This is a genomic window from Agrobacterium sp. LMR679, assembly GCF_027157905.1.
GTDB classification, from domain to species: domain Bacteria; phylum Pseudomonadota; class Alphaproteobacteria; order Rhizobiales; family Rhizobiaceae; genus Agrobacterium; species Agrobacterium leguminum.
Genome location: NZ_JAPVOJ010000001.1, coordinates 1,137,570 through 1,157,592 on the forward strand (window position 1 = coordinate 1,137,570; position 20,023 = coordinate 1,157,592).

General features: G+C 59.5%; 18 protein-coding genes. 6 read left to right on the forward strand and 12 right to left on the reverse strand.

Annotated elements, in window-relative coordinates:
- The first annotated feature begins 68 nt into the window (after positions 1 to 68).
- The 3 genes from O3W47_RS05275 (at position 69) to O3W47_RS05285 (ending at position 2,767) form a co-directional block, all read left to right on the forward strand.
- Complete coding sequence (locus O3W47_RS05275) at positions 69 to 905, forward strand: ABC transporter substrate-binding protein (protein WP_137453553.1); 837 nt, start codon at positions 69 to 71, stop codon at positions 903 to 905.
- A gap of 90 nt (positions 906 to 995) precedes the next feature.
- Positions 996 to 1,670, forward strand: a complete 675-nt coding sequence (locus tag O3W47_RS05280; protein ID WP_080819607.1) for a 4-carboxy-4-hydroxy-2-oxoadipate aldolase/oxaloacetate decarboxylase — start codon at positions 996 to 998, stop codon at positions 1,668 to 1,670.
- Positions 1,671 to 1,735: 65 nt separating this feature from the next.
- A complete protein-coding gene (locus O3W47_RS05285) occupies positions 1,736 to 2,767 on the forward strand; it encodes an L-idonate 5-dehydrogenase (RefSeq protein WP_137453554.1) in 1,032 nt (343 codons plus the stop codon).
- Between the two features lie 73 nt (positions 2,768 to 2,840).
- On the opposite strand, the gene O3W47_RS05290 is transcribed toward O3W47_RS05285, so the two are convergent.
- Positions 2,841 to 3,782 (reverse strand): bifunctional helix-turn-helix transcriptional regulator/GNAT family N-acetyltransferase, encoded by a 942-nt coding sequence (locus tag O3W47_RS05290; RefSeq protein ID WP_137453555.1) that lies wholly within the window; start codon positions 3,780 to 3,782, stop codon positions 2,841 to 2,843.
- A 235-nt stretch (positions 3,783 to 4,017) separates the two neighbouring features.
- Between O3W47_RS05290 and O3W47_RS05295 the strand changes: the two genes are divergently transcribed.
- Positions 4,018 to 4,362: a hypothetical protein gene (locus O3W47_RS05295; protein WP_137453556.1), complete on the forward strand. Its 345-nt coding sequence runs from the start codon at positions 4,018 to 4,020 to the stop codon at positions 4,360 to 4,362.
- Positions 4,363 to 4,402: 40 nt separating this feature from the next.
- Here the strand turns inward: O3W47_RS05295 and O3W47_RS05300 are convergent, their stop codons facing one another.
- The 9 genes from O3W47_RS05300 to O3W47_RS05340 form a co-directional block, all read right to left on the reverse strand.
- Positions 4,403 to 5,548 (reverse strand): alpha-hydroxy acid oxidase, encoded by a 1,146-nt coding sequence (locus tag O3W47_RS05300; protein WP_003519654.1) that lies wholly within the window; start codon positions 5,546 to 5,548, stop codon positions 4,403 to 4,405.
- A 50-nt stretch (positions 5,549 to 5,598) separates the two neighbouring features.
- Positions 5,599 to 7,266, reverse strand: coding sequence for an acyltransferase (locus tag O3W47_RS05305; protein WP_269313152.1), 1,668 nt, complete (start codon positions 7,264 to 7,266; stop codon positions 5,599 to 5,601).
- 5 nt (positions 7,267 to 7,271) lie between these two features.
- Positions 7,272 to 9,137, reverse strand: a complete 1,866-nt coding sequence (locus O3W47_RS05310; RefSeq protein WP_269313153.1) for a DUF2264 domain-containing protein — start codon at positions 9,135 to 9,137, stop codon at positions 7,272 to 7,274.
- Positions 9,138 to 9,207: 70 nt separating this feature from the next.
- Complete coding sequence (locus tag O3W47_RS05315; protein WP_442864607.1) at positions 9,208 to 10,488, reverse strand: ABC transporter substrate-binding protein; 1,281 nt, start codon at positions 10,486 to 10,488, stop codon at positions 9,208 to 9,210.
- A gap of 48 nt (positions 10,489 to 10,536) precedes the next feature.
- Positions 10,537 to 11,241 carry a DUF624 domain-containing protein gene (locus tag O3W47_RS05320; RefSeq protein WP_269313154.1) on the reverse strand — a complete coding sequence of 235 codons (705 nt, stop codon included), beginning with the start codon at positions 11,239 to 11,241 and terminating at the stop codon, positions 10,537 to 10,539.
- Between the two features lie 19 nt (positions 11,242 to 11,260).
- Positions 11,261 to 12,370, reverse strand: a complete 1,110-nt coding sequence (locus O3W47_RS05325; RefSeq protein ID WP_174022994.1) for an ABC transporter ATP-binding protein — start codon at positions 12,368 to 12,370, stop codon at positions 11,261 to 11,263.
- A 13-nt stretch (positions 12,371 to 12,383) separates the two neighbouring features.
- Positions 12,384 to 13,556, reverse strand: coding sequence for a glycoside hydrolase family 88 protein (locus O3W47_RS05330; protein WP_174037069.1), 1,173 nt, complete (start codon positions 13,554 to 13,556; stop codon positions 12,384 to 12,386).
- A 4-nt stretch (positions 13,557 to 13,560) separates the two neighbouring features.
- On the reverse strand, positions 13,561 to 14,397 hold the full coding sequence (locus O3W47_RS05335) for a carbohydrate ABC transporter permease (protein ID WP_269313155.1): 837 nt from the start codon (positions 14,395 to 14,397) through the stop codon (positions 13,561 to 13,563).
- 3 nt (positions 14,398 to 14,400) lie between these two features.
- Positions 14,401 to 15,330 carry a carbohydrate ABC transporter permease gene (locus tag O3W47_RS05340; RefSeq protein ID WP_222857723.1) on the reverse strand — a complete coding sequence of 310 codons (930 nt, stop codon included), beginning with the start codon at positions 15,328 to 15,330 and terminating at the stop codon, positions 14,401 to 14,403.
- Positions 15,331 to 15,577: 247 nt separating this feature from the next.
- Between O3W47_RS05340 and O3W47_RS05345 the strand changes: the two genes are divergently transcribed.
- Both O3W47_RS05345 and O3W47_RS05350 read left to right on the forward strand, forming a co-directional pair.
- Positions 15,578 to 17,365, forward strand: a complete 1,788-nt coding sequence (locus O3W47_RS05345) for a heparinase II/III domain-containing protein (RefSeq protein ID WP_269313156.1) — start codon at positions 15,578 to 15,580, stop codon at positions 17,363 to 17,365.
- 10 nt (positions 17,366 to 17,375) lie between these two features.
- Positions 17,376 to 18,173, forward strand: a complete 798-nt coding sequence (locus O3W47_RS05350) for a carbohydrate-binding protein (protein ID WP_269313157.1) — start codon at positions 17,376 to 17,378, stop codon at positions 18,171 to 18,173.
- Between the two features lie 56 nt (positions 18,174 to 18,229).
- On the opposite strand, the gene O3W47_RS05355 is transcribed toward O3W47_RS05350, so the two are convergent.
- A complete protein-coding gene (locus O3W47_RS05355) occupies positions 18,230 to 18,982 on the reverse strand; it encodes a FadR/GntR family transcriptional regulator (protein ID WP_269313158.1) in 753 nt (250 codons plus the stop codon).
- A gap of 88 nt (positions 18,983 to 19,070) precedes the next feature.
- Positions 19,071 to 19,985, reverse strand: a complete 915-nt coding sequence (locus O3W47_RS05360) for a LysR family transcriptional regulator (RefSeq protein WP_137453563.1) — start codon at positions 19,983 to 19,985, stop codon at positions 19,071 to 19,073.
- Positions 19,986 to 20,023: the final 38 nt, after the last annotated feature.

Genomic DNA, 20,023 nt, shown 5'->3' on the forward strand with positions numbered 1-20,023 from the left:
GCGGTTTCGCAAAAAACGCTCCGGACTGAATTACCAACCCAACCTCTATAATAACAGGGAGAACTGAAATGAACTGGAAGACAATTACGCTTACCGCTGCGCTTGCCACGTCTGCAGCAGTCATTCCGGCCAAGGCCGACCAGCTCGACACGATCATGGCGAACAAGACGTTGCGTTGTGCCACTTTCGCCGACGTGCCGCCTTTCGCCTCGCCGGATCCGAAGACGCGCGAAATGGCGGGCTTCGACGTTGATCTTTGCGGCGCCATCGCCAAGGAACTCGGCGTCAAGGCCGAGGTCAAGCCGGTGTCGGTTGAAGCGCGCGTCCCCGAAGTCAAGCTCGGCCGCGTCGACCTCTCGGTCGCCAACCTTGCCTATACCCAGAGCCGTGCAGAACAGATCCAGTTCAGTGACCCTTATTACCTGGCTAAGGAAATGCTGATCGTTCCGGTCGATGACCCCGGCACCAAGAAGTCCGATTTTGTCGGCCAGCGCATCGCGTCCAGCAAGGGCTCGACATCGGAACTCTCCGTCAAGCTCAACAAGTCCGAGCCGCTGACGTTCCAGGATACGGCGTCCGCCTATCTTGCCGTTCAGCAGGGCAAGGCGCGCGGCATCGTCGGCAACACCATGACGATGACCAAGTTCGTCAATGAATCCAAGACCAAGGGCAAGCAGATGCGGATGATCGAAGAGCCGATGCTCTTCCAGCCTATCGGCATTGGCATGGCCAAGGACAATCCGGCGCTGACCGCCAAGATCAACGAAATTCTCCGCAAGCTCGATGCGGATGGCGAGATCAATCGCATCTGGGACAAGTGGCTTGGCCCGAACACCGAATACAAGATGACGCGCACCGACAAGGTCGTGCCTCTGTCCGAACTGAAGTTCGACCCGATCCCCTGAGCTTCGGCTCAGCCTCGGCCAATTTCCAACTCTTCAACACTATCGGTCGGCGAGACGCTCTCGCCGACAGCTTCAACGTGGGAGGTTTTCATGATCCACATTAAAGATATCGCGCAGCGTCCGGCCAAGGCGGATGTCGACGCCCTTGCCAAATTCTCTCCCGCCACGATCCATGAGGCGCAGGGACGTCGCGGTGCATTGTCCTCGCGGCTGAAGCCGGTCGATTATCGCATGAAGCTCTGCGGCCCGGCCTTCACGGTCAAATGCGCGCCGCGCGACAACATCATGCTGCAGCTTGCCATCAACTATGCCAAGCCGGGTGACATCATCGTCGTTTCCGCCGGCGAATATGAAGAAGCGGGTTCCTTCGGCGACGTGCTCGCCAATGCCTGCCTCGCAAAAGGCATCGGCGGTTTGGTGACCGATACCGGCGTGCGCGACACGTTGCAGCTGCGGGACCTCGGCTTTCCCGTCTTTTCGCTCAGCGTCTGCATCAAGGGCACGGTCAAGGAGACCATTGCCGCGGTCAACGATCAGGTGATCGTCGGCGGCGAAATCATCAATCCGGGCGATATCATCGTCGGCGACGCCGATGGTCTCGTCGTCGTCAGGCGCGAGGAAGCGCAGGAAGCGGCCAAGCTTTCGCAGGCCCGCGAAGATGCCGAGGCTGGTTACATCGAAGCTTACAAGCAGGGCAAGTCGGTGATCGAGGTCAGCAAGCTCGAGGCTGTGCTGAAAGCCAAGGGCCTCGTGGTCGATATCTGAGACAGGTCCGGACAATGGGCAGCGGCGGCGACTGCCGCCGTGTGAGCCTTATGGGAGGAGAGACTATGAAAGCGGTTGTCATCCACGCGGCGAAAGATCTGCGGATCGAAGAACGGGAGACCGAGCAGCCCAGTCCGGGGCAGGTCGAGGTCGCTATCGAAGCGGGTGGCATCTGCGGTTCCGACCTGCATTATTACAATCACGGCGGTTTCGGCACCGTGCGCGTGCGGGAGCCGATGATCCTCGGCCATGAGGTGGCCGGCACCATCAAGGCTTTGGGAGAGGGTGTTTCCGGTCTCGCCGTCGGCGACCGCGTTGCCGTATCGCCGAGCCGGCCCTGCAACCATTGCGAATTCTGCCTGAAAGGCCAGCAGAACCAATGCCTGAACATGCGCTTTTATGGCTCCGCCATGCCCATGCCGCATATTCAGGGCGCATTCCGTCAGCGTCTCGTCGCCGAGGCATATCAGTGCCACAAGGTGCGGGATGGCATCTCCATTCATGAAGCGGCCATGGCCGAACCTTTTGCGGTAACGCTGCATGGCGTCAACCGCGCCGGCGCATTGACCGACAAACGCGTTCTGGTCACCGGCTGTGGGCCGATCGGCGCACTCGCCATCATCGCCGCCCGCGCCCATGGCGCCCGGGAAATCGTTGCAACCGATGTCATGGATGCGGTTCTGCAAAAGGCGCTCGCCGTTGGCGCCGACTGTGTCATCAATGTCGCCAGTGATCCGGATGCGCTCTCCGCCTATTCGGCAAACAAGGGTTATTTCGACGTTCAGTTCGAGGCATCCGGAAATGAGAGAGCCGTCCGTTCGGGTCTCGAAGCGCTGAAACCGCGTTCCACCGTGGTTCAGCTCGGTCTTGGCGGCGATGTGTCCATTCCGCAGAATATGGTGGTCGCCAAGGAAATCGAGATGAAGGGCACGTTCCGGTTCCATGAGGAATTCGGACTTGCCGTCGATTTCATCAACCAGCGCCGCGTCGACCTGAAGCCCCTGCTGACTGGAACCTTTCCGCTGGAAGAGGCAGTTGCGGCATTCGAAGCCGCCGGCGATAGAAGCAGGTCGATGAAGGTTCAACTCGCCTTTTAACGGGTGCCGGTACCTGATTTCGAAACGGCCGCAGGAAGATTCCGATTGCGGCCGTTTATGCGCGGTTGAAAGGTCATTCGGGTCGTGACCGGACAAAGCGCTGTTCCAGAACCTCGCTTCCCCACTGGCTGCCCGGATGTTCCTCGACGCATGCGAAGCCATCGGCTTCGTAAAGGTGTCGTGCGGCCAAGAGGCCGTTGAATGTCCAGAGATGGGTTTCGGCAAAACCTTTTTCATCGACGAATGCCAGCGCGGTCGCCAGCAGTCTGCGCCCGACACCGCCACCGCGCACCCCGTCATCAACGATGAACCAGCGCAGATGCGCGATATCACCTCCGAGATCTTCGCCATCGATAGCAACGGAGCCGATGATCTCCTGTCCGCGCATCGCGACCCAGATCGCATTCTTCGGGCTCTCGAGCCGATTGCAAAAAGCGGCGAGGCCTTCGGCCACGACGGATTCGAAACGCTGGCCGAAGCCGGATGTCCGGGCGTAGTACAGCGCATGCATCTGCGTGATCCGGGCAATGATGCCGGGCCTGTATCCCTCCAGGACCTCTATGGCGGGAGCAACGGTATCGGTCCTGTCTCCCAGCGCATCGGCGTAAAGACGAAGCCCCTGGAGGATCGTGTGAGCATCCGCCGACGTAAGCTGCGTCAGGGCGCAGGAGACCTGCCGGTTCGCGAAGCCATGAATGGCGCCCACCTGTTCTTGTCCCTGACCCGTCAGACGCAGCCGCTTGATGCGACTGTCCCCTTCATCCGTTTCTTCGCGAACATCGCCCGACAAGACGAGCTTGCGCAGCATGCGGCTGACACTCGATTTTTCAAGTCGCAGAAGTTTTCCCAGATCCCGCGCCGTGATGTCGGGGCATGCTTCGATCTCGATCAGGGCATGCACGGCGGAGGGCGGCAGATCGGTGCCGGCAAAGTCTCCCCCCATGAAGCCGAGTTCGCGGACGAGCCGGCGGGAGGTGGAACGGATGTCGTTTATGGGGAAGGGCTGTTGGGGCACGTTCAATCCATTATGGTTGCATCATGCAACCATAACCACATTCCGCCTGACTTGCCAAGATTGCTCCCGACGTAAAAGGCTGGCTTTCTCTGCAAAAGCGGGCAATCTGCTCTTCCGGTCGCCAACAATGGCGGCTAAACCGATATCATCGGCAGGATGGATATTCGCTGAGACCGTGCGGCGGGACTTTACCTGCGCCGTTTGCGGCTGTTGATTATCCGGCTATGGAGCAGGCATGCCCGACACGCCCCGATTTTTCCGCTACGCGGTTTTAGCCGCCATGTTTCCCGTGGCCGTCCTCGGTCTGGTAGCAATTCCGAATGAGTATCGCGCCATCGGCGTCGAGGCCGTCGATTGCGATGGCCCCATATCCGTTCTGATTGCGGCGGTGCCGGCGCTTGCGGTCTATGCAATTATCGGCTGGATGTTTCTCTCCGGAGCCAAGCGCCATCGCTCGCTGATTTCAGCCTGTTTTTGCGGACTTGTTTGTCTGGCGCTCGTCTGGAACATCGGCATGGCGCTTCAGGAACAGCGGCGAAACGCGGCTGAAACGGCATGCGGTTTCAGTAGTCGGTTGTGACCGCGCTCCGTCCAAGTTCTTCCGCAATCGTCGCGCTTGTTCAACGGAACCGAAGGTTTCGGCGTGTGAGCTGATCGACGGAGGTGCAGCCCATCAGCTTCATGCCGCGCTCGATTTCGATGCGCATCAGCTCGAGCGCCCGTTCGACGCCCGGTTGCCCGGCAGCAGCCAAGGGGAAAAGGTAATAGCGGCCGAGCCCCACGGCTTTTGCACCGAGGGACAGTGCTTTCAGAACATGGGTGCCGCGCTGCACGCCGCCATCCATCATCACATCGATCCGGTCGCCGACCGCATCGACGATCTCGGCCAGTTGATCGAAGGCGCTGCGGGAGCCATCCAGCTGGCGCCCGCCGTGATTGGAAAGTACGATGCCGCTGCAGCCGATCTCCACGGCGCGTCTGGCGTCATCCACTGACATGATGCCTTTTAGGCAGAACGGCCCGCCCCATTCGCGCACCATCTGCGCCACGTCGTCCCAGTTCATCGAAGGGTCGAGCATGTCGGTGAAATAGCGGCTGATGGAAAGAGCGCCGCCGTCCATTTTAATGTGATCGTCGAGCTGCGGCAGGCTGAAGCGCTCATGCGTCAGGTAATTGATGCCCCAGGCCGGCTTGATGGCGAATTGCGCGATGCCGGAAAGATTGAGCTTGAACGGAATGGCAAAGCCGGTGCGCTTGTCGCGCTCGCGGTTGCCGCCGGTAATACTGTCCACCGTCAGCATCATCGTCTCGACACCGGCGCTCTTGGCGCGCGCCATCATATCGCGGTTGAGGCCGCGGTCCTTGTGGAAATAAAACTGATAGACCTGCGGGCCGCCGCTGATCCGGCGCGCTTCTTCAAGGCTCGTGGTGCCGAGCGAGGAGACGCCAAACATCGTGCCGTATTTCCCCGCCGCTGCCGCAACCGCCCGCTCCCCCTGATGGTGGAAGAGGCGTTGCAGCGCCGTCGGCGAACAATAGACCGGCATGGACAGCTTCTGCCCCATCACGGTAACCGACATATCCACATCGGCCACGCCCCGCAGCACATCGGGAACGAGATCGCATTTTTCGAAGGCGGCCGTGTTTCGCCGATACGTCACCTCGTCATCGGCTGCGCCGTCTATATAATTGAAGATCGGTCCGGGGAGACGCTGTTTGGCCATGCGGCGAAAATCGTGGAAATTATAGCAGTCTTTGAGTTGCATCTTTTACTCGACCGGTCCGGTTTGAAAGCTTTCAAAAGAGTGTCGGAAACCTATACCGGAGATTGAGAGCGGGCAATCAGGCCACGGACGATTTCCGCAGGCTCGAAGCGATGGATGCCGCGAGGTCGGAAAGGCAGGAGATGTTCCGCATCGAGAAGCTTCGCTGAAAGCCAGAGAACCGACATCCACATTTCCGTGCCCTGCAGCCCGGCCGGATGTCCCTCCGCGAAGGCAAATCCCCTGCTCCTTTGCCAGCGTCCCTCATTTCGGTGCAGAATTTCGCGGGCGATTTCCTTGGCCTCGTCCTGCCGGTGATCCGTCTGTTTCAGGCACAGAAGAAGCGGATGGATCGTATCGAGCAGGTTGCAGGCATTAAAATCCGCGCCATGGAAACCGCCATAGGCACGATAATTGGCGATAACGGAGTCAATTGCTGCTTCCGGATAGGGAAGGGGCAGGCCGAACTGTGCGTAAGAGCCGCGGGTAAGCCGGTAAAAACCGTTGACCGGTTGCAGCAGGCCCTGTGCGGAAGTCGGTCTACCCCAAAACCCGGAGGTTTTATCCACATTCATCGCCAGCCAGCCGAAGAGAACGGTGAGGTTGTCGCCGGATGTGAAATAGCGCCTGTTGAAATAAAGTGCGGTGGCAATGGCGTCTATGGTGGCGCCGCAATGCCATGCCCGGCTTTGCCACGGCAATTCTTCCAGCAGGAGGATGAGTTCGTCGGTGCGCAGACGCTCCACGAAAGCGATCGGCTGTTTCGGCGCAGCACCGAAACATTCAAGCGCGTATCCGACAGCCAGAATATTATAGAGGACGGCAGGGTCCTTCTCGGGAGGCGTCGAGGGGCGGTGGTGACGGTTAAGAAACAGCCCCGTTTCCTGATCCTGCAGGGCCTGAAGATTGGCGACGGTTTTTCCGGCATCGAAAGCGATCTTTTCCTGTCCGAAGGCTGCTGCGATCTCGATGGCATCGCACAGATGCCTGACGCTTTCGACCTCACGTCCGGATGCATCGGCGGAACGATAGATGCCATCCTTGCCATAGGAGCGGATGGCGGCAAGCCAGTCGTCGGTAATCTCCTTGCCGAGTTCTTGCAGCAGGCCATCGGGTGCCATCAGCGTCGGCGCGGCCGCTTTTTCTCCGCGATATCGCAGAACCCGGGCGGGAACGCCGCCTGCAATGGCCATGGCGGGAATGTCCTTCGCCACCACCGCGCCTGCGGCAATAATTGCGCCGCGCCCTATCTTCACGCCATCCAGCACAACCGCATTGGCGCCGATCCAGACGTCGTCGCCGATCTTTATCCCGAGCGAGGTCAGCGGCTGGCGATGGATCGGAGTTTCAATGTCGTCGAAGCCATGGTTGAAGCCGACGATGCTGACATGTGAGGCGATGCGTACGCCATTGCCGATTGTCACCTTACCGGAAAGACAGGCATAGGGGTTGATCGAGACATTCTCGCCGAGTTCGATATCACCGCGCACGATTGCGTAACCGGCGATCCACGACTGCGCACCCATCAATAGCCTGTCGGTATGCACCTCCGCCTTGTCGGCAATGTACACGCCCTGCCCGAAAACGGCGTTGGCAGAGCGCTCGAGGCCACGCAGCCGTGTCTGATGGTTGAGGCTGGCGATATCCTCCTGCTTCCGCTCCCAGGTCAGGATGTTCAGTCGATCAGGTCTCTGGGAAACACCCGGTGTGTCGCCGGTCATCTCCGTCAGCCTGCGCGGTTTTCATCGAGAGCATAGGCGGGAACGCGTCGCCCCTCCCGCCTGAACATTTCTTCCAGCCTCGGGAGATCGGGACTTTCGGGGAAGACACCCAATGCGGCCCCTGCTTCTTTACCTGCCGGCAGTGCCATGGCCGCCGTCACCAGCAGCGTTTCGCCGGAGGCGATGGCGCCGCGCAATTGCGGAACGAGGGTCCTGGCGTGAATGAGGTTGGTATTGGCGATTGCCTGATGGCACACGCCTTCGCGCTGAATGTCAGCCGAAAGATCGGCGATGAGGCTGGTGTCAGTCCGTCCGTAACAGACGGCGCGACCTTCACTCGCCTCGGTGCGGTCGCGGTTGAAATCGGCGCGTTCTATGGCAAATCCGCCTTCTGCTGTCTGCAGCGGGCGCGGAGTGCGGATGCGGTGCAGCCTTATGTGCCAGGGGTTTTGCGGCACGAGCCAGGTCTCGATCTCGACATCCGCCCATGGCCGCCAGCGGGAATAGAGGCAATCTTTGGCGATCAACGCCTCTTCCATTGTCTCGCGGGTGCGGAAGTGCACGCCATCGTCGGAAAGGCCGAGCATGCCGTCGAAACTCGCGGCGGCGAAATGCCGGTCATCCGCCTCGACATTGAAGGCGTAACGGGTGGAATAGACGAATTTCGAATATTTTTCCTGCGCGCCGCGCATCCTGTCGTGTTGCTGCCCGGAGGAAAGGACAACGATATTGCCCGGCGTATGAAAGGCCACCATGCCGGGCTCCGCCAAGGGAACCGGTTCGGCAAATTCCTGCGGTTCGGCCTCTTCCGCAGTCCAGAACGGGTGATCGGCGGGCAGCGCCAGCGGCAGGAAAAATTTGAGCGCCCAATAGGGCGAGCAGGGAGAATTGTAGCTCTCGCTCATCAGAAGGTTTGGATAAGCGTATCCGACCGACAGGACGCCGTCGCGGTCCGCGATCGGCCGCTTCGACCACCAGCGGATGTGACGCATGTAGTAGCCCTTGATCTCCGGCCACGGCAGCGCCTCCAGACCGGAAAAGGCAAGAGCGCCCCAGAAACCGCCCGCCGCAAATCGGTAGGTCTGGCTGCGCCCGAAGGCGAGCGACGCCCCGTCGGGCCCGAACCAGTGGCGTATGTCACGGGTGAAAATGCGCGAGCGTTCGAGCAAGCGTGTTTTTCGCGTGTCGTCACCTTTCGCCAGCACCGTATAGATCAGGCCGTAAAAATGCATTGCGAAGGGAATATAATGGTCGACCCGGCGCACCGGCCCGTCGCGATACCAGCCGTTGCCGATATCGAAAGCCTCGAGTTCATCGAGATAGGTTTGGGTTTTGGTCCGGTCGAATTCCACGCCGACCCGCTCCAGCCCGAGATCGATCAGAACACGGAAGAATTTCCAGTTATTGTCGACGAATTCCCGCTCGCGGGCGGCGAGAAGATAGGCGGCGACAGCCTGCCTGTCCGTTTCGGCAAGCGGCTCCCAGATATGTTCGGGAACCATGGCGAGCGCAAATCCTATCGCCGCCAGTTCGACCAGCCGCTGGTGCCGATCAGCCGTATCGCCCCAATATTCCGGGTGGGCCGGATTGGCGCCATTGGCCAGTCCACGCCTGTAGAGATCCCAGTGGGGAAAGTCATAACCGCCGGCGGCAAGTGGAACGATGCCCCATAATGGCCGGGCAAAACCCTCCAGTTCCGCCGCAGGAAAATCGAAAATCGCCCCCGTTGCTCCGAGCCGGACGCGCGCGCCGCCCGGTGAAAAACAGGCAAGCAGCGGGTTGAAGAGATCGATCACCGCCTTTGCGAGATCGTCCCTGCCGAGAAGCGGATTGTGAAAGAGCGGATTGGCTGTGGCGGTCTCGTGAGGCACGGTTACGAATGTCCGGAATTCATGATCAAAGGAAAGGGCCGCAGGCTCATCGCCCGCGGCCCTGTGGCAATTATTTGATGGCCTTGACGCCGTCGTTCATGTCCCTGATGCCGTCATCGATGGAGATATTGTCGGTCATCAGCGCATCATGCACGCGGTTCAGGACGACTTCGATCTTGGCTGCATTCGGGTTGACCGCCATTTCCAGATAGGCCTTGCCCGCCTGCAGCGCATCCTTGCTGTTCTGGTCCTGCGGGAAGCCCGGCAGCGCCGCGATCTTCTCGGCCACATCATCGGTTCTGAGCGCAGGGAAAGTGCCGGTGGAGGCGATGATCGCCGCACCCTCAGGCCCGGTCACGAAGTGGATGAAGTCCAGCGCCGCTTCCTTGTGGCCGGAATTGGCATTGACCGACAATCCGGCAATCTGCGCGGCTGTCGCGCCGGCCGCCACACCATCCGGATGGGGGAATTTCACGATACCCCAGTTTACGCTTTTCGACTCGCCGGATTTCACCTTGGCGATCTGGGTGCCGACAAACCATGTGCCCATGGGCAGCATGCCGATCGTTCCGTTGAAGAACAGAGCGGAATAATGGGTGTTCGAGGTTTTCAGCGAGGCATAGGACGGTATCGCGCCGCTCTTCTGCAGAGCAAGCGCACGCTCATACCAGGGTTTCAGGAATTCATAATCGCCGTCCACCAGCGTGTGCTTGCCATCCTGAATGCCGGGCAGCTGCACCGTCGAACGCCAGGTGTGCAGCAGCGCGCCATAGGTGCGGTTGGCGCCCATGCCGCCTTTCAGCTTGCCGGCGATTTCATCGAACTGCGCCCAGCTCATGTCGTTGGTGGGGTAAGGCACGCCGGCCTTGTCGAAAATATCCTTGTTGTAATAGACCACCCAGAAATCCGAGCGGAACGGCAGGGCGTAAATCTTGCCGTCGATGGTCAGCTCCTCGATCAGGCCGCCATAGGGGGCCGTCTCGATTTTCTGGTCCTTGATGAAGTCGCTGAGATCGGTGATGTTGCCGGCGCGCACCAGATTGGCGTAGCCGGGAACATCCTTGATGGTGACGACGTCGATATCCTTGGAGCCGCCGGTGAGCTGCGTGGATATCATCTGCGTATAGTCCTGCGAGCCGAGGTCCACCACTTCGAACGTCACATTCGGATGCTTCTGCTTGTAGGCCTCCATCAAGGGCTTGAAATAAGCGCCCTTGTCCAGATCCCACAGCGCCCATTTTAGCGTAACGGGCGCATCGCCCGCAGCGAACGCCGTTCCTCCCATGCCCATGGCAATGCCGAGACCGGCGGTTGCGAGAGCGAATGCACGTCTGGTTGTCTTAAACTCCATAGCCCGTTTCTCCTTCCCTGACTGATGTCGTTTTGATTTTGGTCTGCTTTAAGTGCCGCTCCCCGCCGGTTCGGGTATCCGCGCGCGTGTTTTCGCAGCAGCGTTTTTCGCTGCGAAACAGAGGGCAAACATGCCGAGCGAAAAATTGATGGTGGCCGGCATGAACACCGACACCGGATAAAAGAGGACATGCGCGAGCCAGAGCGCTGCGACGAAACCCAGCGCCGCAAGCATCGGCAATGGCCTGGTGAGCGCCAGAAACGCCGCCTGCCGCAGGGTTTCCGAAAGCGGCAGGTCCCGCTTGGCCAGAACAACACTGGCATAGGCGCTGAGGAGGATGAGAAACAGCGTGACCGCCAGGCTGATCGCAAAAGGCAGGCTATAGGCGAGCTGAAGCCGGGCGGCCCCGGCATAGCTGACAGTCGCATAAGCACCGGCGCTCACCAGCAGCGCGCTTAAAACCACAAGCGCGGTGCCGCGCAGGGCGAATTTCCGCAAGGCCTCGAGAAAGTCGCGCAGCAGATAGGTATTCTCGTCATTTGCGAAGGAAACAGAGATGCGGGCCATGGCCAGCATCGCCGCTGGCATCGTCACCACCGGCAGGCTGGCGATGATGAAGAGGAGATTGAGCTTCACCATCTCCCACCATTCGCGCTTGATGATATCGAGGAACAGGGCAAGGCCGGTCAGCGGCGGGGCGTTCTTGTCGATCCCGGCCCCTTCCTTCGTCCATAACCCTTCCAGCCATTGCATCGCGTTTCTCCCCGTCGCCTCAATAAAGGATCGATCGCTCGGTGGCGGGATCGAAAAGCTGTGCATTCGTCAGATCGGCCACCAGTTCGACGGGATCGCCGATCTTCGCCCGGAAACGCGGTGAGACGCGTGCGACGAGGTTTCTGCCGCCCGAGACAAGGTTGAGATGCACTTCCGATCCCATCGGCTCCGCCAGTTCCACCGTCGCCCGGAAGGGTGCGACATTGGCGGCATCGATATCCGCCGGGGCGAATTCGTGGAAATTTTCCGGGCGGATGCCGAGGATGATGTCCTTTCCCTCGTAAGATCGCAGCCGCCCGGCATCGATATCAACCGGCAGAGGCAGCGGATTGCCGTCGAACAGGGCGACGAAGCGGTCGCCGTCGCGGCGCAGCGTGACTGGCAGCATGTTCATCTGCGGCGCGCCGATGAAACCCGCGACGAACATGTTGATCGGCCGGTCGTAAAGGTTTTGCGGCGTATCCACCTGCTGGATATGCCCGTCCTTCATCACCACGATGCGGTCCGCCATGGTCATGGCTTCCACCTGATCGTGGGTGACGTAAATGAAGGTGGCGTCCAGCCGCTTGTGCAGCTTGGAGATTTCTGAACGCATGGTGCCGCGCAGCTTGGCGTCGAGATTGGAAAGCGGCTCATCGAGCAGGAAGACTTCCGGATTGCGCACCATGGCCCGGCCGAGCGCGACACGCTGGCGCTGGCCGCCGGAGAGCGCTTTCGGCTTGCGGTTCAAGAGATGGGTGATGTCGAGAATTTTCGCCGCATCCTTGACCTTGGTGTCGATGAGATCGCGCGGCGCCTTTCGGAGTTCCAGACCGAAGGCCATGTTCTTGTAGACCGTCATGTGCGGGTAAAGCGCATAGTTCTGGAACACCATGGCGATGTCGCGATCCTTCGAGGGGACATCGTTCATCACGTCCTCGCCGATGCGCAACTCGCCGCCGGAGATTTCCTCCAGCCCGGCGATCATCCTGAGCGTCGTGGATTTGCCGCAGCCGGAAGGGCCGACCAGGATGATGAATTCCTTGTCGGCAATATCCAGATCGATATCGTGAACGACCTTGAGCGCGCCGAAGGTCTTGTTGAGTTTTTTCAGGGAAATGCTAGCCATCTGTTCCTCGCGCTCACCAATAGGAAGACCAGTTGCGCGAAAGCCGGATCAGCGCTTCCAGATAATAATAATCGCCCCAGGAGACGCACTCGTCGACGCCTTCGCCCCGGCAGGTATTATGGGGCGTCTTCTTGGAATAGGTGCCGTGCAGAAGCTGCCCGTTGGAGATCGCGGGATCGCGCACCGAATAGATATCGGCGAGGCTTTTCACCATGCGCCTTGCCAGATCGCGATATTCCGCCGCCTTCTCCGGTGTCTCCAGCTCCGCCATTTCCAGGAGGCCGCAGGCGACGATGGCCGCCGCCGAGCTGTCGCGCGGTTCGCCATCGCCATCCGCAAAAATCAGATCCCAATAGGGTACGAGGTCGTCGGGCAGGCGTTTGAGATAGAAGGCGAGAAGCCGCTCGAAGGTGTCGCGATAGGCAGGCAGGCGCTCGTATCGATAAGAAATTGCCATGCCGGCAATGCCCCAGGCCTGTCCGCGGGCCCAGTAGCTCTCATCGCTGTAACCCTGTTTTGTGACACCGCGCACCGGCGCGCCGGTCTCCGGGTCCATGTAAAATGTATGATAGGTGGAATCGTCCGGCCGGACGGAATGGGCAAGCGTGGTGCGGGCATGGGCAAGCGCCACGGTGCGGTAGTCTTCCCGGCCGGTTTCGCGGCTTGCCCAATAAAGCAGCGGCAGGTTCAAAAGGCAGTCGATGATGTAGCGATATTCGTTGGGATTGTCCCTGCGGCCCCAGGCTTGGATGAATTGCCCGACCGGCTGGAACCGCTCCATCAACTGGTCCGCCGCCATCAGCGCTGCGCGTCTTCCATCCTCATCGCCCACCAGTTTCCATGCGGCGATGCAGGAGGGCGAATAGAGGAAGCCCATATCGTGATGATCAGTCTCGATGCGGTTTTCGATACGGTGCAGGAAACTCTGCACCTGAATTTGCGCCGCGTGTTGGAAGGTCCTGTCGCCGGTATGCTCGAAGGCGAGCCATATCTGGCCCGGCCAGAAACCGGCGGTCCATTGGTCGTTGGCGACTGCCGGGTAAAAATTCTTCACGCTCGAATGGTTCTGCGCCGCATAGGTAAATTGCGGCAGGTTGCGCCTGACCTGCGCGACGGCCACGGCCAGCGCCGCATCGATTTCGGCGGCGGTGATCGGGGTTGGGAGGGACGTGGTCAAATCGAGCATGAAATCAACCCTTGAGGCCGGTGGAGGCGACGCCTTCGACGAAGAAGCGCTGCAACGCCAGGAAAACGATGAGAACCGGGACAAGCGCCACGACCGAGGCGGCCATGATCAATCCGTATTCCGCCGAATATTGCGAAATGAACATGCGCAGGCCGATCTGGATGGTCTTCAGCTCGGTCTTGGTGAGATAGATCATCGGACCCATGAAGTCGTTCCAGGTCGTGACGAAGGTGAAGATCGTCAAGGTGGAAAGCGCAGGTTTGGAAAGCGGCAGCATGATCTTCGCCCAGATCTGGTATTCGTTCATGCCGTCGATGCGCGCCGCCTCGCAGAGTTCGTTCGGGATCGACATGTAAAACTGCCGCATCAGGAAAACGCCGAAGGCGGTAAAGGCCTGCAGGAAAATCAGGGCGAGATGGGTGTTGTTGAGCCCGAATTCGCGCATCAACAGAAACTGCGGCACCATATAAACCTGCCAGGGCATGGCGATGGTGGCGATATAGCCGAGAAACAGCGTGTTCTTGTAGGGAAAATGCAGCTTGGCGAAGGCGTAGGCTGCGAAGCTTGAAGTCAGCAATTGCAGCAATGTGACGATGATCGTCAGCTTCGACGTGTTGTAGATGAACAGCGCCAGCGGGATTTTCGTCCAGATTTCCACATAGTTTTCCCACCGCGGCTGCGAGGGGATCCATTCGATCGGGAATGCGAAGACGTCACGGCTGAGCTTCAGCGACGCCGACAGCATCCATGCGAAGGGCAGAAGCATGACGATGGTGACGACGATCACCGTCAGATAGAAGCCAACCGTGGCGGCGGGGATTTTGCGGCCCATGATGCGCATGGATCAATCCTCCCGCTGCCGTTTGAACTGGACGATGGTGACCAGCAGGACGAGGAAGAACAGGACGAGGGCGATCATGCTGGAATAGCCGAGATCCCACGAGATGAAGGCCTCATTGTAGATGTGATAGACGAGAACCAGCGTTGAGGTGCCGGGACCGCCCTGTGTGATCATGTAGACCTGATCGAAAACCTTGAAGGACTGGATCGTCAGCATGACGGTCACGAAAAAGGTCGTCGGCGCAAGCTGTGGCAGGGTGACGTGGATGAATTTCTGCCAGGCATTGGCGCCATCCAGCCCCGCGGCTTCATAAAGCTCCGAATTGATGCCCTGCAGCCCGGCGAGATAGATGACCATGTAATAACCCATGCTCTTCCACACGCCGAAGAGAATGACCGTAACCATGGCCCAGTGACGGTCCGCCGCCCATCCCGGCATGTCGGCGGGATCGAGGCCGAGCGTATAGAGCAGCATGTTGACCGGACCCATCTCCGGATTGAAAATCATGTTCCAGACGACGGCCACGGCGACCAGCGATGCGACATAGGGAAAGAACATGGCCGTGCGGAAGAAATTGCGGCCGAGGATTTTCTGGTTGAGCAGGATCGCAAGGCCGAGTGCGCAGGCGAGCGTGGCCGGCACCGACGCGACGGTGTAGATGACCGTGTTCCAGAAGGCCGCGATGAAGGCCCTGTCCTCGAAAAGTCGCCAGAAATTATCGAGACCGGCAAAACGCATCGCATTGGAGCCATCCCAATGCATGAAGGCCAGCGCAAAGGCAAAGAGGATCGGTCCGAGCGTGAAAATCGCAAAGCCGAGAAAATTGGGCGCAATGAAGGAATAGGCGACGAACGCATTTTCTATTCTGCGCCGCCGTTTAGAGACGATGCGGAGTTTTTTCCTGCGATACGGAGTCGCCTGCTTGTCGGACATGGTCGCGGTTGCGATTGCCACAGCATATCTCCCATTGCCGCCGTTTCACTGTTTCATCTGTGTCGGCTGCCTGCATTTTCCATTGCGGTCCGGGTCTTCGCCCTGCCGCCTCCCGCGCTCTGGATAACACAATATCGATATTGGTCAAACAACTTTGCATAAAGTCAGACAAATTTTCTGGTTTTTCAAAAATACGTATGATAGGAGGCCCATATCGGATTGCGGAACGCGCGGGAGGTTTGAGGGCGTGTTTGTCGAAATGATGCGGTTTCTGCCAGAACGGTTCGCCGATTTCGGCGCGGAACTGACGGCGCAGAAAATACGGTCTTCAGCACCGGGCGCGGTTTCCCGTAGTCTCATCGAGGCGGCGGAGCAGACCCTTGACGAGCCCTGGTCCGTCATTCTGGCGGGCGACTACCGGGAATATAGCCGCACCGGCAATCGCGATCGTTTCGAGGCGCTTTATTTTTCCCGACGACTGAAGCTGAACGCGCTGGTTCTTGGAGAATGCGCCGAGGGGCAGGGCCGCTTTCTCGATGCCATCATCGATGGTCTTTGGCTGATATGCGAGGAGAGCGGCTGGCAATTGCCCGCCCATAATTCCCATATTCGCGGCGGTCCGCGAGATCCTCTGCCCGATCCGCAGAACCCGGTGATCGACCTGTTCGCCGCCGAAACGGGCGCCAATCTCGCTTTGTGCCTGCATTTGCTGGCACCGGAACTGGAAAGGGCAAATGTAAACCTCGTTTCCCGCGTCCGCGCCGAGATCGACCGGCGCATTACAAAGCCCTATCTCGCCCGGCATTTCTGGTGGATGGGGAATGGCGACGAGCGGATGAACAACTGGACGGCCTGGATCACCCAGAACGTCCTTCTCTCGAGCCTGCTATTGCCCACCGAACAGTCGACAAGGCGTTCGGTCGTGGAAAAGGCGCTCAAGAGTCTCGATGCGTTTCAGAAGGATTATGCGGAAGACGGCGCCTGCGAAGAGGGCGTTCTTTATTATGGCCATGCGGCACTTTGCCTGTTCGGGGCGATGAGCATTCTCGAAGTCTCTGCGCCCGGCTCCATGGCGCCGCTCTTTCATGCGGCGAAGCTGCGCAGCATGGCCGAATTCATTCTCAACATGCACGTGGCGGAGGACCGGTTCTTCAACTTCGCCGATGCGCCGGCGAAGGTCGAGACATCCGGCGTGCGGGAATATCTTTTCGGCAAGGCCGTTTCTTCTCCGCCGCTGCAGGCTTTCGCTGCCGCCTGCTGGAACCGCTCACCGGACCGGCTGATGTGCAAGGAGTGGAACCTCTGGTATCGGGTCCAGGCGGTGCTTGCCGTCCCGGAATTTTCCGCGCTTATTCCAGCGGAACCGGCAAAGACCGATATCGCCTATCCCGGTATCGGTCTTGCGATTGCCCGCGACGGGGTCTTCGATCTTGCCGTGAAGGCGGGCAATAATGGCGAGAGCCACAACCACAACGATGTCGGCAGTTTCACGCTTTATAAGAACGGCCGGCCGTTCATCATCGATGTCGGGGTGGAAACCTACACCGCAAAAACCTTCTCGCCGCAACGCTACGACATCTGGACGATGCAATCGGCCTTCCACAATCTGCCGACTTTCGGCGGCGTCATGCAGGCAGCCGGGGCAGAGTTTGCGGCGAGAGATCTTGTGACCGAATTCTCTGAAGATCAGGCGGAAGTCTCTTTCGATATAGCCGGGGCCTATCCCGCCGTGGCGCGTGTTGAGCACTATCGCCGCCGCGTCCGACTGCTGCGTGGCAGCCACGTGCAAGTCCTTGACGACTATCAGGGCGGGCAGGAGGCGGTTCTGTCGCTAATGGTCGCCGAGAAGCCCGCTGTCGTGTCGGGTCGGCTGATCTTTGCGGGGCTGGGAGAGATAGCCTGCGAAGGGGCAGGAGAACCCGCCATCGAAGCCATAACAATCAACGATGCCCGCCTTCGCCAGTCCTGGCCGCCGGTGATCTATCGCATTCTCATCCCCATCGCAGCCCAGCGTCTGTGCCTGACGATCAGCTAAGGAAGTGCCGATGAAACTTACACTCAAGGTCGTTAATGCGGCGGGTGATGTTCTGGCGGAGGCCGGAGCGGAGGACGAAGCTTTGCTCGTCTATCGCTCAGAATATTGCGAGGGTGACAGGCTTGTCGTCGAAGTTTCGCAGCCCGGTCATATCTGGCTTACGCTCGATGCCGGCATGCCGCCGACGCTGGTTTTCCTGCACGGAAACCAATTCATCCTGCCCGTTCCTTCGGCGGCGAAACGCAAATCCTATCCGCCGCTGGCTTTCAGCGGTAACCTTCACCGGATCGCCGCGCGCCGCACACTTGCCGGTGAAATCGGGGTTCGCAGGAATCTGGCGCTCAACCCGTTTGATGATCATGAAAACACCTCGCTGTTTCCGCATGTTTATGCGAGCACGGAAACGCGCGGGGAGGCGGCCTTCGCAGCCCGCAATGTCATCGATGGCGAAAAGGCGAGCGCGGGCCATGGCTTCTGGCCCTATACAAGCTGGGGCATCAACCGCGATCCCGAAGCTTCGCTGACGCTTGTATTCGGTCGCGCGGTCCTCATCGATCAGCTGACTTTTTACCTGCGGGCGGACTTCCCCCACGATGCCTGGTGGGAAAAAGCGAGCGTCACTTTTTCCGACGGCGAAAGCGCGAGCTTTTCCCTGCAAAAAACCGGCGCGGCCCAAACCTTCCCGGTCGCACCGCGCCAGGTGGAATGGATTCGTCTGCATGATCTTAAAAAGGCGGACGACCCTTCGCCCTTTCCCGCGCTGACGCAAATCGAGGTCTGGGGGTCGGATCTGCGGGAAGCGCCGTAGCTCCTGATCGCCCCTTTCGGAGCACAGAGCTACAACCCGGTTTTACTGGAAATCCTTTAGCTGTGCGCGATGCCGCGCAGGTCGCGCATCATGTCGCGGTAGCGGTGCTGGCTGCCGCGCAGATGCGCCTGCATCGCCAGCTTCGCGGCCTGTTCGTTCCGGTCCGATATGGCGATGACGATGGCTTCATGTTCCTTGTGGATCAATCGCCGGTAAGCTGTCTGGTCGTTCTCGCCGGTTTCGGAAACCACGCGCGATTGTGGAATCACGGCTTGACCGTGCAGCTCGAGGAACTGTGTGAAAAGCGGATTGTTGGTGGCGGCCGCAATGGCCAGATGCAGCGCCAGATCCGCTTCGCGAATGGAGCGGTTCTCCTCGATACATCGCAGAAGCCGGGCGTGACAGTCGAAAATCGCCTCTTCCTGCGAAGGCGAACGACGGAGGGCGGCGAGCCCCGCCGCTTCGATTTCGAGCGGCGTCCTGATTTCCAGCACCTCCAGATCGGAAGAGAGCCGGGCGCGGTCGATACCGGGTGTGGGCGATGCGTCCTTTTCACGCTTCAGCACGAAAATGCCCGCCCCCTGACGCACCTCCACCAGCCCGTCGCAGCGTAGCGCCGTCACCGCCTCGCGCACCACGGTGCGGCTGACGCCATGGGTTTCCGTCATCTCGATTTCGCTGGGCAGGCGGTCGCCGGGTCCATATTGCCCGGAGGCAATCGCGTTTCTCAGGCTGAGGCTAACTCTGCTGACCAGAGAACCGGAGGATTTGCTGCGCTGTTTTTGCTGTTCAGGCACGTCGGTCACCATGCATTGAAATCGAGGCAGGCGTAAAGCCTGTCAAATATGTATGATGAATTTCAGTAAAACTCAATGATCATACCAATTTTGCCCACCTTCATGCAAATGTTTCATATCTTGCAAGATTGGCGTTGAGCACCTCCATGATGGCGTCTCGTGCCGGATCGCGCGCATTCTTCAACCAGGCGACCGAAAGCGGCAATTTGCTGATCATGGTTCCGGGTTCGACCGTCAGGGGAATGAAGCAGACGCCGCTCACTGCCAGCCGCGAGGTCCATTGTGGAACGATCGCGATGCCTATTTCCGCCGCCACCAGATTGACGATGGTCTGTTTCTCATCCGCCAGCTGGGCGATACGCGCCTGAAGCCCCGCTTCGGTGAAAAGCTTGATCGTCAGATCATGGCTGTGCGGCCTCGACCGGCGTTCCGGGACAATCAGCGGTTCGTCCGCAAGTTCCCTGATGCGCAGGCTTTCCCGTTTCGCCAGCCGATGATTGACGGAAACGGCGACAACTGCCGTTTCGTGAAATAGCCTCTGCGTTTTGATATGGCTGTCGATGATATCGGGCGGGCGGATGAAGGCAAGGTCTATCCTGCCGGAAAGCAGGCGCGGAATGAGGCGTATCGTCTTGTCCTCAATCAGCTGGGTGGCGATTGAGGGATGGAGAACGCGAAGATCGTGCAGCAGCATGGGCAGAAGCCCGGCGGCGGCACTGTCGATAGCTCCGATCCGGACGACTTTTTCACCATCACCGCCGGAGGCCCGAAAGCGCGCCACCAGTGCATCGGCCTTTTCCACGAGTTGCCGCGCCTCCGGCAAAAGCATCGCGCCATCCGTGGTCAAGCCAACATTGCGCGTGGTGCGCAGGACGAGCTTGGCGCCGAGGAACTCCTCAAGCAGCCTGATGTGCCGGCCGAGAGAGGCCGGCAACATATCCAGCTTTTGTGCGGCCCGTCCGAAATGCAATTCTTCCGCAACGCATACGAAGCATCGCAACTGGCCGAGTTCCATGGCTTTCTCCCGATTATATCAAAAAATTATATAATTCT

What these genes read in the sequence shown, in the direction of transcription:
- O3W47_RS05275 (WP_137453553.1), top strand. Translation starts at nt 69, where the DNA reads ATGAACTGGAAGACAATTACGCTTACCGCTGCGCTTGCCACGTCTGCA.
- O3W47_RS05280 (WP_080819607.1), top strand. Translation starts at nt 996, where the DNA reads ATGATCCACATTAAAGATATCGCGCAGCGTCCGGCCAAGGCGGATGTC.
- O3W47_RS05285 (WP_137453554.1), top strand. Translation starts at nt 1,736, where the DNA reads ATGAAAGCGGTTGTCATCCACGCGGCGAAAGATCTGCGGATCGAAGAA.
- O3W47_RS05295 (WP_137453556.1), top strand. Translation starts at nt 4,018, where the DNA reads ATGCCCGACACGCCCCGATTTTTCCGCTACGCGGTTTTAGCCGCCATG.
- O3W47_RS05300 (WP_003519654.1), bottom strand. Translation starts at nt 5,548, where the DNA reads ATGCAACTCAAAGACTGCTATAATTTCCACGATTTTCGCCGCATGGCC.
- O3W47_RS05305 (WP_269313152.1), bottom strand. Translation starts at nt 7,266, where the DNA reads ATGACCGGCGACACACCGGGTGTTTCCCAGAGACCTGATCGACTGAAC.
- O3W47_RS05315 (WP_442864607.1), bottom strand. Translation starts at nt 10,488, where the DNA reads ATGGAGTTTAAGACAACCAGACGTGCATTCGCTCTCGCAACCGCCGGT.
- O3W47_RS05320 (WP_269313154.1), bottom strand. Translation starts at nt 11,241, where the DNA reads ATGCAATGGCTGGAAGGGTTATGGACGAAGGAAGGGGCCGGGATCGAC.
- O3W47_RS05325 (WP_174022994.1), bottom strand. Translation starts at nt 12,370, where the DNA reads ATGGCTAGCATTTCCCTGAAAAAACTCAACAAGACCTTCGGCGCGCTC.
- O3W47_RS05330 (WP_174037069.1), bottom strand. Translation starts at nt 13,556, where the DNA reads ATGCTCGATTTGACCACGTCCCTCCCAACCCCGATCACCGCCGCCGAA.
- O3W47_RS05335 (WP_269313155.1), bottom strand. Translation starts at nt 14,397, where the DNA reads ATGCGCATCATGGGCCGCAAAATCCCCGCCGCCACGGTTGGCTTCTAT.
- O3W47_RS05340 (WP_222857723.1), bottom strand. Translation starts at nt 15,330, where the DNA reads ATGTCCGACAAGCAGGCGACTCCGTATCGCAGGAAAAAACTCCGCATC.
- O3W47_RS05350 (WP_269313157.1), top strand. Translation starts at nt 17,376, where the DNA reads ATGAAACTTACACTCAAGGTCGTTAATGCGGCGGGTGATGTTCTGGCG.
- O3W47_RS05355 (WP_269313158.1), bottom strand. Translation starts at nt 18,982, where the DNA reads ATGGTGACCGACGTGCCTGAACAGCAAAAACAGCGCAGCAAATCCTCC.
- O3W47_RS05360 (WP_137453563.1), bottom strand. Translation starts at nt 19,985, where the DNA reads ATGGAACTCGGCCAGTTGCGATGCTTCGTATGCGTTGCGGAAGAATTG.